The sequence below is a fragment of the Dyella sp. 2YAF14 genome, assembly GCF_052114725.1.
Lineage (GTDB): Bacteria > Pseudomonadota > Gammaproteobacteria > Xanthomonadales > Rhodanobacteraceae > Dyella.
In genome coordinates this window covers 1-11,418 of record NZ_JBFRFH010000033.1, presented here as the reverse complement: position 1 = coordinate 11,418, position 11,418 = coordinate 1, and the positions used below count along the sequence as shown (strand labels likewise).

The window sequence follows — 11,418 nt, the reverse complement described above, 5'->3', positions numbered from 1 at the left end:
GATCAGGTCTTCGGGCTTCTTGTAGTTGGCCAACAGGCTGCTAAGCAGCTCGTCGGGCACGTCGTGCTTGCGTGGACTCATGGTGTCTCCGGGTCAGGTGGCAGTGTCCTGCCAAAGGCCCGTTTACACAAAATCTAGGACACGCCCGCCGCTGTCCGCGACCTTCGCGACATTCTCATGATGCATTTTGGCTCCGACGACCTGAGCGTCATGAGCGAGCGTCAAGTTCAAGACTATTTGGAACTTCTCGCATCTGACGGTGTGTTTCACGCTACACCGCATCAGATCGGAAGAGGGGGTAGCGCACGGTTCACCGTCCTGATTCAGATAACGAAGGAGACGACCGGTGCCTAGACTTAGAAAGGGCGAGCTTGCAGTTGGCATTTCGGCGCGCGCGGAGCGATCGCGCCAAAACGCGCACCGCCGCCTTGAAGTGTTTGCGCGGATTCAAGCTTCGCCCCCTGACACGGCGATGTTGAAGTCGCACTTTCTCACAATCAGCGCGTTAGCTTCATGGACCGATGAGGCACTGGGTATTGCCCCCATAAGTCAGAAGACATTGCGAAAGTACGTCGACAAGGAATATCGCGGGGGGTACACGTCGCTGCGCTCAGACATTCAAGCTCTTCTTGTCCCGCATGACGAACTCGCGGAAGGATTGGCAACTAAGGAAGCTACCTCTCATCGAAAGACGCTCGCCGCTCGCGCAGACTCCGTTATGGACATGTCGGCCCAGTACCTCGACCTTCTCCAACGAATCAAGAGGATCGCCACGTATGATTCACGCATCGAGTCGGAACTGACCCGACATTTCGAGCGATTTTCTCGTGAGCGTCGATATCTAAAGGCCGTTCCCTAATGGCCAAACAATTGTGGGTTGCAACGTCACCTTCTTATCTACTTCCCTACGCCATCGGAAAGTCGCAGCGCTGGCAGTCGCCCGGACTAAGAGCAATTTTTTGGCCAACCGGTCATCCATGTTGGGAAGTCAACGTCTACCTAGTTTGGTTGCGTCGTTATGGCCGGGCAACGAGTACTGTAAATACCTATGCGAGCGAGCTGTGCCGATTCGTGCGATATGTACACACCTCACGCATCTCCTTCAGCGATCTTACTGACGATAGCCTCGTCAAGTTTGCTGACTCGCTGGGCGACCTGGGTGTATCAGGTCGCCATATAAATCGCGTAATTACCCGTGCCATCCTATTCTTAGGATGGCTGGGTCCCCTCATTCGGGTAGCAGATCTCGTTGGGAACATAGGTTCCGGTGCCCGAATATCAATCACCCGAGTAACGTTTCGAACCAAGAAGGGTCAAGAACGCCATATGATTCATCACGAATCGATGGTGCCTAACAACGTCAGGCGAAAGGTCGCCCCCGCATCTCGAGAGCAGGTCTCGCTGATCCTTGACGCATGCCTTACCGTCGCGAAAACGACGTTCTGCCAAGCTCGCAACGAAGCCATGGTGGTCACACTTGCCGATACTGGAATTCGGCGAGAGGAGCTGACGTGGATGCGCCGACAAGACCTGCAAAGGGCATTCGAAGACGGCGGGCGCATGCCAGTTCGCTGTTCAAAGCGAAAGGGCAATCCGTTTAGGCTGGTACCTTTGGCGCCAGAGACTCTGCGACTCCTGAGAGACTATGAAAGCATCGCGCGTGCCATCCAAGTGAAAGCGCTTCGCAAGAAAGGCCACATTGCTGGAGACTGGCTCTTTTGCACAAGGACTGGAACACAACTAACAGCTGCATCCATATCGGAACTGTTTGGTGATTTGCGAAAGGCGGCCGGCATTGATGAACGGATGACCGCCCACATGCTTCGTCATCGCTACATCACGCTGCAGATTGTCAAGCGACTGAAGGCGCTCAATCAGGATCGCTCGCTGGGATTAGAGGCTGTCACAACCGTGCTGTCGCAGGTAGCAAGCCTAAGCGGACACGCGTCGCTCGAAAGCCTATGGGGCTATATGGATTGGGCCTACGAAGGGAGCATTGAGGGTGTCCTGACATCAGGGGACGCGAACGCGGAAGCTCAGACAATACTCGCCACGTTGGTGCAGGAGTTTGATGCGGAAGGTCGCAATGAGATTGTGGAAACCCTCACCAGGGTCAGGGCGCTAGTGGCAGCGCAAGGGCACCACGCCGCGCTGCCCAGTGTGCTGACCCATGAGCGCGCAGGAGCCGCGTATCAGAGGAGACGAAGTCCGTTGTAGCTTTCGTGCACGCGGGTACGCTCTTCCTTGCCATGACCAGCTCCGTATCGATCCTTCGTGTGGCCAACCCATCGATGGTTTTTGTCTTGGCTGAGACTTCAACCGATCGACGCAACCTACTCGCAGTTAGGGAGCCGAGATATGTGATTGGTCCGTCTCTAGGGGTCGACAGCAAACCTCGCCAAGATTCGAACCCAAATGCTATCTCCGGACTGACTCAAGCGGTTTTGTAGTCGGATAGACCCACGGGGAACTGGCCATTTGGCCCTTGTTCCATGCCCTAGAAAAATTTGCAGTAAAACTTTTCGACCCCCGTCCGGAGGTTTGGAGCGGAGAGAATGCAGGTCTTCAGGCTTGCGTAGATACTCGGCCACGTTCCTCGACGGACACTCTGTATCCGTCGAACTTAGCGGGGACCTTGCCGATGCGGTACATCATCTCGGGCCGCACAAGGAGCCGAATGAGCGGCCCCTTCTTGTCAGAGGTTGGGAGCGCGTTCACCGCACCCTTAGGAGCATCGAGCAAGCTAAGTAACCGTAGTGCGGCTTCGCGGATGGTAGCGCTCATATGTTGTGCCCTGAGACTAGGGTCATTCCTAACGACGCCAGTATAGGCTCGATAGGTAAAGCTAACGTGACCCAGCTCCCAGGAGCCTTGTTGTCCTGCATGCCGGCGAAGACGATCCCTACGGCATGCATGTTCCCGCCGGCGTCTCGGTGAACAATGAGAGAGCCTGAGTCGCCGCCGTCCGAAAACCTGCCTGACGCGGGTAGACCGGCAATCGCAAATACCGAATCAAAGTAAACCGGCCCGGAGAAATCGTAGGCGGCCGCATGGTAGGGAACAGAGAACGGACCAAGTATCTCGGCTTGAACCACGCCGACCTTGTGTCCGGTCGTCCGGCCCACCTTTTCTACATCCATACCGGCTGCGAGGGCCATAGTGGTGGCGGGGGTGTCGTAGGCGTCCTGCTGGTACGAGGACACCTGCTGCGGATTGTTAATCCGGAATTTAGCCGCATCGCTGTTGAGCTGGTAAGGGACGACGTCGGCGGCGCCTGTTATGAGCTGAAGCGCGCCCGCGTGGAAGCCGATCGTAAACGGCGCTTGGTTGTTGGCGCTCACGTCGAGGATGCCGGGCGCGACGATTGGAAGACCTATTGGCGCTTGGCTGCAACTGCCGGACACATGGTTGTTGGACAACCCGTAAAGCTCGCCCTGGGCATCGCGGACCAGGCATCCGAGCGTGCCCGCCTCCCTCACATTCCCCACGGAAATGGAGCTGCCACACGTATAGCGGACCTGATTGCCCACTCCACGCAACGCATAGGGCGCCCCAAAGGGCACTGGAGCATTCACGTCGACGGTCCCGGTTGCTCCCTGACGGTACTTGATCGGGAAGTCCTCGACGAAGTCTGGAAGGCTCTCTAACGCCTTCTTGCCTGGTGTGGCGCGACGAAGATAGACCAGTAGCTCCGCGTCGGCCTCGCTGAAGCCAACAGCTTGAATCTGTTTGCTGCGCAGAATCTCCCGTCCTGTGACGGTTCGCCCAGAGATCAAGTTCACGTCTTCGGGCGCGGGGTCAGGGAACACCTGATCCCCAAACAGCATGCCCTCTCGGCTAGCCCAGGCGCGAAGTAGCGCGGCAGCGTCCTTCAATTCCATTGATTTCCCCCCTGATTCCCGTCGAGATCATGGCCCGAGCCGGGCTACCAGACAAGCACCGGGGATATAGACAGAAGGCCTAGGTCCCGGAGAAGTACCAAGGGCTGCTACGGCACCCGCTACAGTGAACATCAGAGCAAGTCTCCGTGATCCGCGCAGATACTGGGTTGGCGTGCCTAGTGGTGGCTATGCTCCTTATCCACCCAGCGCCGCCGTTCCACGAACTCGAGGTGGGAGTAACCGATGTGCGCGATGGGGCCGCCAAAGGATGTCAATCCCAAACGCAGGAAAATCTGCGCCACTTCGAGTGCGTTACCGCGCGGCGTCCGGGCCTCTGAGGTATCCATGATTGAAATGCTCATGTGCAGCCGAGCAGGGCTTTGTTTCGCCAAGTATCCGGTTCCATTCTAAGGTCCGCTTCGGGTCGGAAGCGGACGCCAAGACTACTGCTCGTCCAGCCTAGCCAGAATTTCCTTTGCCGGGCCACTGAGGTAGTCCCAGTTGTGGTGACTCAACTCAATCATCGCAGCTCTGTGCGGTAGAAGGATTGCGTCGGGGAACACCATAAGCGTGTTTGCTGCGGCCCAAGGAGCGTCACCTGCGTCTTCGCCTTCCAGCGCGATCGAAACCAGCGATTCAACAAGCTCTCTGTCACCTAAGTGTTTGGCGAAGTAACTCTCAACGAGATCGACTGTAGTGCGCGAAGTTGTCCAGATCAGAATCTCACGCAGGTTCTTTATATCTTTGTGACCACGCGCCAGGGCGGACTTAGCGGCGCTCCGCGACTTCTCGCGATATTCATCACTGGCATTCACACTAGTCACCTGCACAAAGGGTTGGGATCTCAGACCGTTTGTAAGTGTCCGCTATGGGTCGAAAGCGGACGTGGGAAGAATGGCATTCCGAGCAGGGTGCGGTCGATAGCTCAAAGCCATCAGATTCGTTCAACTGGCCGAAGGCGGCGGTGATTCTCTAGAACGCTCAATGGCATCCAAGAAGTCAGTCGCCTTACGGATGTCCTCTGGAAAGTAGTCGGACCAGTACTCATGGTTCGCCAGATATTCCATGAACGATATAAAGCAGCGGATCTGCCTACTGTCGAACAACGAAAACCTGTTCAGAACGTCTGCCTTGAATTTGTCTTCAGGGCCAAGATTGTAGACAAGATATTCGGCTTCCATCTGGTTGTAGTCCGCCTCAGGGGTAAGGCAATAGCTTATGTAATGTGGCGCAACCCAACGCCACGCCTTTGCCGATAGGCAGGACAGTTCCTGGTGGAGGAGGCGAATTAAATCGCCGTCGACTGGCTTCCCTCTACGCGATTCCAGCGCTTCCTTAAGCCACTCACACTGAAAGCAGCCGCTCGCGTGGAACGGAAGCTCGGCCTCCGGAGGCATCTCCATGGGTGGAAATGCGCTGGCAACTTCAATCAAAAGGTCTTCGGATCTCATACCTAACCATCCATGATCTTTGGCATCTAGATACTTCGGCAGCTGCGGAAGCCTATTCGCGAGTGTCCGCTATGGGTTGCGGAAGCGGACAGTTTAAGCACCACCAACATCCAGGTCGTCGATCAGTAACCACTGAAAGCGAGCCTTGAAATCGTCCACGCACTGTTGGCAAACCCAGTGCCGGTCATCCGACGTACAAAACCCGGCCTTAAGCTCCCCCGGAAGACCAAGATTCGAAAACTTGGCCCAGCAGAGCGCGCAATGGTCATGATCGTCATCGACATGCGCCGGCGCCCATTCGCGACGAATGAGCGTCGCGCCCAAGAGGTGGTCCGCCTGATCCGTCAGCCAGCTGTCATCGCGCTCAGTCATGTCATTCCCTTTGAAATCTGTCCGCCTTGGGTCCCAAGCGGACCTAAGCATTCCCATCAAGAACCTGCGCGCAAATCGAATGCCAAACCATGGCATCTAGTGCCATCACGCGCTGCCAATCAATCTTGCCGGTCAACGAGGGATGAGGCGCAAATCCATAAAACTGAGCGCTTCCACGGGATACCCCTCGCTCCAGCAATAGCGCGACGCCGTCTGTCAGAAGGTTTCTCTGTTGCCACTCGGGGGTGTTCATACACCTGGAAAATTCATCGAACGTGGCGGCCACTTGGCCCACTCCTCCTTCCAGGACGTCCAAGCGGTGAACGCTTCCATCCGGGCGATGGAAGAACAGGTCACCGAAAGCGGAGGCACCGATGAGAGCAACCCTGCCTTGGACGCTACTCGGCCACTGTTCGAACAATGCCGCCCCCTTCAAAGCGGAGGCGTCAACAAAGATGTCTGCCCACGTTAACTTGGTCACCTGGCTTCCCCTGTGCAGCCGTTTGTCCCCACCATCGTAAGGTCTGCTCCGGGTCGGAAGCAGACGTTCCCTAGATTCCCCGGTGCTCAGTATGGCAACTCTCCAAACCGGCGGGGAGTATCGCCATGTCTATGCAGCCCAACGGCCATCCGCTGACCCCTTGGAACCGAGGGAGGGTCATTGGGCAGAAGTTGCCCCTCAAACTTCGGGATATCTTTGGTGTGAGAGTCCGGCTTCAGCTGCAGCGGCGCGTCCGGGATCTGGCCCTGTTCAATCTGGCCATCGACAGCAAGCTTCGTGGTTGCGACTTGGTCGCCTTGAGGGTCCGGGATCTGGCCAGGGAGGGTGGCCTTGGCGCTAGGGCTCAGATCATTCAGCGCAAGACGGGCAAAACGGTCCAATTTGAGCTCACCGAACAGACCCGGCACGCCATCATGGAATGGATCAACCGACGGGGCCTTACCCGAGAGGACTATCTATTCCCAAGTCGACAGCGACCTGCGACCCACCTTTCGACACGCCAGTACGCGCGGATCGTGAAGCGCTGGGTGGCAAGCGCCGGGCTCCAGCCTTCTGACTACGGGACACACTCAATGAGGCGAACGAAACCAACTCTGATCTATCGTCGGACCCACAACCTGCGAGCCATCCAGCTCCTACTGGGCCACACAAAGCTGGAGAGTACGGTCCGCTATCTGGGCATCGAGGTCGAGGATGCCCTGGCGTTGTCGGAGGAAACGGAAGTCTAAATTCACGCGCAGGCGGGCGGATCGCCCCATCGCGGCGTTCTTCGACCCCATAGGACCAGGGCTTGCTCCATGTAGCGCTTCAAGGCTGCATTCCGAACAGTCGCCGACACGCTGCTTCCGCCGCCCGTAGACCCTCGTCCGTCAGGGTCAGCTGCCTGCTTTTGTTGATCGGGTCGAGAATGAGTCCCTTGGTGCAGAGGCGCTCTGTCACATCCCAGTCCACGCCTTTCCACACCATCCGTATGTCGTGTAACGACAGGTAAAGCAGGGCTAACGCTGCCTCATCGATCTTTTCCGTGTCCAGGTCCATGGTGGCCTCCCAGAGCCAAAAGGTGTCGAATAGAGTACGCCCAGGGAGGAGATCGGCAAGGCTCAGCGTGGCATCGGAATCACTTCTCGATCTCCGATGGGCGATAGTCGGCTAGCCAACCGATATTCCGACCGGATCTGCACAGGGTCTAGCCGCGAGCCGTCAGGCCAAGTCCCTTACGCATGCGTAGCATCCAGGACCGAGGAATTCGCAAATGAAGAATGAATCGACCTTCCCGGACGACGCGAACGGCGAGATGCTTCGGGAGATGGCTGCAAGCGGGGACGATCTGTCCGTGCCACGCGAAGTCGACTTCACAGTCATTTTTCCGACGAAGGATGCGGCGATCGCGTTCGCAGTCGTGCTCCTAGAGAAAGGGCAGAGGGTCTCCTACGGAGAGTATGGGGAGCAAGGCGAATTGTTTTGGCTGGTGCAAGCTCATCAGTACATGGTCCCCTCGCACGAAAACATATCCGGCTACGAGGACCTGCTAGCGAGCGAAGCTGATTCCCACGGGGGTCAAGCCATCGGATGGGCATGTGAAAGTCAGGAATGACATGCAAGGATATTGGCGCCCTGAGCGTCCACTCCCGACCCGTAGCGGACCTAAGCGATTAGATGGGGCCGCCGCCACACAATCCGACTTCTACGGGAATACGGGGTACGAATGAGACTGCTATTGGCAACGCTCGGCTGGACCTACGTTCTCGTTGTACCCATCTATCTGTACGCTTTTTCGAAGTTTTTCCGAATCGTAGTCGCGGAGAGGCCCGAATGGGTGCAACGACGAGGGGCATTGTCCTTCTTCTATGAGGGGCTCCCGCGCCAGAGTGACCCAAACGTCACCATTGCGGTCATCAGAACGGCTTTTAGTTCGCGCGTCAGTCAATTGCAGGCACCCAAGGCGACTTTATACGCTCGGTTGGTACGCTTGCTGTTGCTTCTTGGCTTGGCGCTATTTGCGTTCACCGTATATCTGATCGTGCGGTACAAACTTTGACCGCTTGCCCGGCTCCGGGCCGGCAATTGCGTCCGCTCTCGACCCGAATCAGACATTGCTGCTCAATGACCCAAGGGGCTGGAACCGATGAAAACCAGGCAAGTTATCGGCCGTGGTGAGGGATTCGTCCGTGGGGAGAGCATCCTCGGATTTGAGCTGAGCGGTTTTGTCTTGGCCGACGGCCCCGACGATGCATTCGCCAAGGCCGTCACACTCGCTAAGCGTAAGTGGCCCGAGATCTCTCAGGTTGAGAAAGACAAATTTCCACGGCCTGTCATAAATGCCGACGAGGTCGCCGAGGTCACCAGCGGGCTGGTCATTGGTGAAGATAGGGTCGAGCTGTTCTGGGATGAGCAGGCGGGAACCTGACTAACTTACGAACGTCCGCTTCCGACCCAAGGCGGACATAGTGCAGATCAATGCCATTCGGAGGGGAAATGCCAAGGATCGTGTGGCTTATCGTCATCAACATGTTTCTAGCAGGGTGTTCGTCTCCGGACAGAGTGGGTTCGGGTGCCGATACTCACGCGCTTCAGGAAGACCTTCGTTCGCTCAATATGTTCGATCCCGGTGCCGACGTCAGGGCTCACCTGGCACACGGTGACTTTCGTCCTGTTGGTCTGGCAGATGGGGATCAAGCATGGCCTTGCCGCTTTCCTGGCCAGCAACAGGCCCAAATCCTGAGATTTCAAAGAAACCTAGGTGCGCGGTGCCTGCGTGGAGCACATTCACAGCTGGGCGACGCGGAGCACGAGGACCTGCTCGCAAAGGCGATCGCTTATGCGGGCACGTACAACGACATTTTGATCAACGAATCCGGTGGCCGATACATCGTGACGTTCACGGCCGACGGTTTACTATGGACCGTCCCCGATAACTTTAAAACGATCATTAGAAAGGACGCCAAGGGGAACCTGCAGAGTTGGGAGCTGCAAGCATTTTTTCGGAACAATGCATTCGGCGAGTGTATTCAACCCGACGGATGCCACGTATTTGTCAGGGTGTTGTCCGAAAACTATCGACGCGGCACAGTTTCCAGTAGTCCGCGCGATGGATCGGATCTTCATCTCAAGCTGGTGCAGACATCTCTTGGCCAGGAAGAATTTCCTGAGCTTCGATACCTAGGCTCGCAATCAAAGATGCACTACTTCGTCATGGAACCGCGGGATGTGGGCTACGTGACCTGTTGGTCAGGGACGGACAAGTACTTGGCGCCTGCAGTGGAGCCGGGAATCGATCAGCGGACGGATCTTACGTGTTGGGCAACGCTGGAAATGCCCAATGGGATTGGGGTATTGGTCCAAGTCTGGGGATCAAGCCTTGGAGGGGTCGGATCGACGCTTGAGGCGCTACGCACCGAGCTCGCGGCATTTCATCGTTGAATCGGCGAATGTCCGCTTTCGACTGCGACTTCAACCGGTGAACGCAACACACTATAGACGCGCAAGCGGAAGGAGTGTTGCCCATGGCCTTATCCCGGAAGCGTTTTACGGACAGCGATTGGACGCTGATATGGGATCGATGGCAGCGTGGTGAGTCGCAGCATCAGATCGCCCAGCGGTTAGCCACCTGCCATTCCTCGATCCGCCGCGTATTGGAGCGAACCGGTGGGATTAGACCCCCACCACGCCATCGTTCGGCCCGCGCACTGACGCTGGCTGAGCGGGAGGAGATCTCCCGAGCCCTAGTCTTGGGATGCTCTCTGCGATCCGTTGCCGCCCGGCTTTGCCGGGCACCTTCCACGATTAGCCGCGAGATCCAGCGCAATGGCGGGCGCGAGCGATACCGAGCCAACCAAGCGGACCAGCACGCGTGGGATGGTGCATGCCGTCCTAAGCTATGCAAACTTCGCAGGCATCGCGTGCTAGCCAGACGCGTAGCCGCCAAGCTGCAGCAACAATGGTCGCCGGTGCAGATTGCCGGATGGCTGAAGCAGCAATCGCAAGGTGACGAGGAGCGTCGGGTGTCGCACGAGACCATTTATCGTAGCCTCTTCATTCAGGCCCGTGGTGCCTTAAAAAAGGACCTCATGGCGCATCTACGGCGCACGCGCGCCATGCGTCGATCACGCCACCATACGCAGAAGACGGCCAATCACGGCCAGCTCATCGGCATGGTTTCCATTCGAGAACGACCGGCCGAAGTTGAGGATCGAGCCGTGCCCGGGCACTGGGAGGGCGACTTGCTCATGGGAAGCCACCACAGCCAGATCGCGACGCTGGTCGAGCGGCATACGCGCATGGTCATGCTGGTGCAGATCTCCAGCCGGGACACCAAGACGGTCATCGATGCGCTGATCAAGCACGCCCACAAGCTGCCTCGCGAACTCTACAAGTCGCTCACTTGGGATCGCGGCAAGGAAATGGGCGAGCATCGGCGCTTCACCCTGGCAACGGATATCCAGGTGTACTTCTGCGATCCACAGCATCCCTGGCAGCGTGGATCAAACGAGAACACCAATGGCCTGCTACGGCAGTACTTCCCCAAAGGGACTGACCTGTCGGGCTACTCGCAGGCTAAACTCGATGCCGTGGCTCGACGACTGAATGGGCGGCCTCGGCAAACGCTGAACTTTGAAACACCGGCCGAACGATTCCAGCAATGTGTTGCATCGACCGGTTGAAGTCGCAACCCAGAGCGGACCTAGCGGCAAAGGCTGAAAATCAGGGGATTGGCAATGGATTACGTTGAAGAAGCGTGGACTTCGCCCATTGGCGTACTGAGACTTCTCGAAACCGGTGATGGGGTATCTGCCGCCAAAGCCCTGATCGGACTAGCCCTGAACTCGTCCACTCTGGCACCGGCGCTCGAAGTTTCGCTCGCGGCTGCACAAGTATCCGATCCACTCGTTCGCGGAAACGCGCTGCTTAGTTTCGGGCACTTGGCTCGCCGATTTGGCCAGCTTCCACGCGACCCGGTATACGATCTTGTCGCTCAAGGACTGATCGATGCCGATGGGCATGTTCGAGGGCAGTCAGATGCTGCTGCCGACGATCTTGATCAGTTCTTGGGCTGGTATTTCGAAGGGCGTGTCCTAGATTTTGTGTAAACGGGCCTTTGGCAGGACACTGCCACCTGACCCGGAGACACCATGAGTCCACGCAAGCACGACGTGCCCGACGAGCTGCTTAGCAGCCTGTTGGCCAACTACAAGAAGCCCGAAGACCTGATCCG

The 11,418-nt window shown here is 57.3% G+C and carries 15 protein-coding genes; 8 read left to right on the top strand and 7 right to left on the bottom strand.

What is annotated here, in order from left to right:
• Positions 1-346: 346 nt before the first annotated feature.
• Complete coding sequence (locus AB4Y82_RS21060; protein ID WP_441611681.1) at positions 347-859, top strand: hypothetical protein; 513 nt, start codon at positions 347-349, stop codon at positions 857-859.
• A 467-nt stretch (positions 860-1,326) separates the two neighbouring features.
• Positions 1,327-2,217: a tyrosine-type recombinase/integrase gene (locus tag AB4Y82_RS21055; RefSeq protein ID WP_441611680.1), complete on the top strand. Its 891-nt coding sequence runs from the start codon at positions 1,327-1,329 to the stop codon at positions 2,215-2,217.
• Between the two features lie 563 nt (positions 2,218-2,780).
• On the opposite strand, the gene AB4Y82_RS21050 is transcribed toward AB4Y82_RS21055, so the two are convergent.
• From AB4Y82_RS21050 to AB4Y82_RS21025, 6 genes are all read right to left on the bottom strand, one after another.
• Positions 2,781-3,881, bottom strand: coding sequence for a hypothetical protein (locus AB4Y82_RS21050; protein ID WP_441611678.1), 1,101 nt, complete (start codon positions 3,879-3,881; stop codon positions 2,781-2,783).
• 176 nt (positions 3,882-4,057) lie between these two features.
• A complete protein-coding gene (locus AB4Y82_RS21045) occupies positions 4,058-4,228 on the bottom strand; it encodes a chromate transporter (protein ID WP_441611683.1) in 171 nt (56 codons plus the stop codon).
• Between the two features lie 96 nt (positions 4,229-4,324).
• Positions 4,325-4,696, bottom strand: a complete 372-nt coding sequence (locus AB4Y82_RS21040) for a hypothetical protein (protein ID WP_441605285.1) — start codon at positions 4,694-4,696, stop codon at positions 4,325-4,327.
• 129 nt (positions 4,697-4,825) lie between these two features.
• Positions 4,826-5,332: a hypothetical protein gene (locus AB4Y82_RS21035; protein WP_441611676.1), complete on the bottom strand. Its 507-nt coding sequence runs from the start codon at positions 5,330-5,332 to the stop codon at positions 4,826-4,828.
• Positions 5,333-5,425: 93 nt separating this feature from the next.
• Positions 5,426-5,704, bottom strand: a complete 279-nt coding sequence (locus tag AB4Y82_RS21030; RefSeq protein ID WP_441611674.1) for a hypothetical protein — start codon at positions 5,702-5,704, stop codon at positions 5,426-5,428.
• Between the two features lie 43 nt (positions 5,705-5,747).
• A complete protein-coding gene (locus tag AB4Y82_RS21025; protein WP_441611673.1) occupies positions 5,748-6,185 on the bottom strand; it encodes a hypothetical protein in 438 nt (145 codons plus the stop codon).
• A gap of 125 nt (positions 6,186-6,310) precedes the next feature.
• Here AB4Y82_RS21025 and AB4Y82_RS21020 point away from each other — a divergent pair, with 125 nt between their 5' ends.
• On the top strand, positions 6,311-6,934 hold the full coding sequence (locus tag AB4Y82_RS21020; protein ID WP_441611671.1) for a tyrosine-type recombinase/integrase: 624 nt from the start codon (positions 6,311-6,313) through the stop codon (positions 6,932-6,934).
• A 79-nt stretch (positions 6,935-7,013) separates the two neighbouring features.
• Here the strand turns inward: AB4Y82_RS21020 and AB4Y82_RS21015 are convergent, their stop codons facing one another.
• A complete protein-coding gene (locus AB4Y82_RS21015) occupies positions 7,014-7,244 on the bottom strand; it encodes a DUF6429 family protein (protein ID WP_441611669.1) in 231 nt (76 codons plus the stop codon).
• 214 nt (positions 7,245-7,458) lie between these two features.
• Between AB4Y82_RS21015 and AB4Y82_RS21010 the strand changes: the two genes are divergently transcribed.
• The 5 genes from AB4Y82_RS21010 (at position 7,459) to AB4Y82_RS20990 (ending at position 11,293) form a co-directional block, all read left to right on the top strand.
• Complete coding sequence (locus tag AB4Y82_RS21010; protein WP_441611667.1) at positions 7,459-7,800, top strand: ribonuclease E inhibitor RraB; 342 nt, start codon at positions 7,459-7,461, stop codon at positions 7,798-7,800.
• A 531-nt stretch (positions 7,801-8,331) separates the two neighbouring features.
• Complete coding sequence (locus AB4Y82_RS21005; protein ID WP_441611665.1) at positions 8,332-8,613, top strand: hypothetical protein; 282 nt, start codon at positions 8,332-8,334, stop codon at positions 8,611-8,613.
• A gap of 68 nt (positions 8,614-8,681) precedes the next feature.
• Positions 8,682-9,626 (top strand): hypothetical protein, encoded by a 945-nt coding sequence (locus tag AB4Y82_RS21000; RefSeq protein WP_441611663.1) that lies wholly within the window; start codon positions 8,682-8,684, stop codon positions 9,624-9,626.
• 83 nt (positions 9,627-9,709) lie between these two features.
• Positions 9,710-10,867 (top strand): IS30 family transposase, encoded by a 1,158-nt coding sequence (locus AB4Y82_RS20995; RefSeq protein WP_441611661.1) that lies wholly within the window; start codon positions 9,710-9,712, stop codon positions 10,865-10,867.
• A 54-nt stretch (positions 10,868-10,921) separates the two neighbouring features.
• On the top strand, positions 10,922-11,293 hold the full coding sequence (locus tag AB4Y82_RS20990; protein ID WP_441611659.1) for a hypothetical protein: 372 nt from the start codon (positions 10,922-10,924) through the stop codon (positions 11,291-11,293).
• Positions 11,294-11,418: the final 125 nt, after the last annotated feature.

What these genes read in the sequence shown, in the direction of transcription:
- AB4Y82_RS21055 (WP_441611680.1), top strand. Translation starts at nt 1,327, where the DNA reads ATGATTCATCACGAATCGATGGTGCCTAACAACGTCAGGCGAAAGGTC.
- AB4Y82_RS21050 (WP_441611678.1), bottom strand. Translation starts at nt 3,881, where the DNA reads ATGGAATTGAAGGACGCTGCCGCGCTACTTCGCGCCTGGGCTAGCCGA.
- AB4Y82_RS21045 (WP_441611683.1), bottom strand. Translation starts at nt 4,228, where the DNA reads ATGGATACCTCAGAGGCCCGGACGCCGCGCGGTAACGCACTCGAAGTG.
- AB4Y82_RS21035 (WP_441611676.1), bottom strand. Translation starts at nt 5,332, where the DNA reads ATGAGATCCGAAGACCTTTTGATTGAAGTTGCCAGCGCATTTCCACCC.
- AB4Y82_RS21030 (WP_441611674.1), bottom strand. Translation starts at nt 5,704, where the DNA reads ATGACTGAGCGCGATGACAGCTGGCTGACGGATCAGGCGGACCACCTC.
- AB4Y82_RS21020 (WP_441611671.1), top strand. Translation starts at nt 6,311, where the DNA reads ATGTCTATGCAGCCCAACGGCCATCCGCTGACCCCTTGGAACCGAGGG.
- AB4Y82_RS21015 (WP_441611669.1), bottom strand. Translation starts at nt 7,244, where the DNA reads ATGGACCTGGACACGGAAAAGATCGATGAGGCAGCGTTAGCCCTGCTT.
- AB4Y82_RS21010 (WP_441611667.1), top strand. Translation starts at nt 7,459, where the DNA reads ATGAAGAATGAATCGACCTTCCCGGACGACGCGAACGGCGAGATGCTT.
- AB4Y82_RS21005 (WP_441611665.1), top strand. Translation starts at nt 8,332, where the DNA reads ATGAAAACCAGGCAAGTTATCGGCCGTGGTGAGGGATTCGTCCGTGGG.
- AB4Y82_RS21000 (WP_441611663.1), top strand. Translation starts at nt 8,682, where the DNA reads ATGCCAAGGATCGTGTGGCTTATCGTCATCAACATGTTTCTAGCAGGG.
- AB4Y82_RS20995 (WP_441611661.1), top strand. Translation starts at nt 9,710, where the DNA reads ATGGCCTTATCCCGGAAGCGTTTTACGGACAGCGATTGGACGCTGATA.
- AB4Y82_RS20990 (WP_441611659.1), top strand. Translation starts at nt 10,922, where the DNA reads ATGGATTACGTTGAAGAAGCGTGGACTTCGCCCATTGGCGTACTGAGA.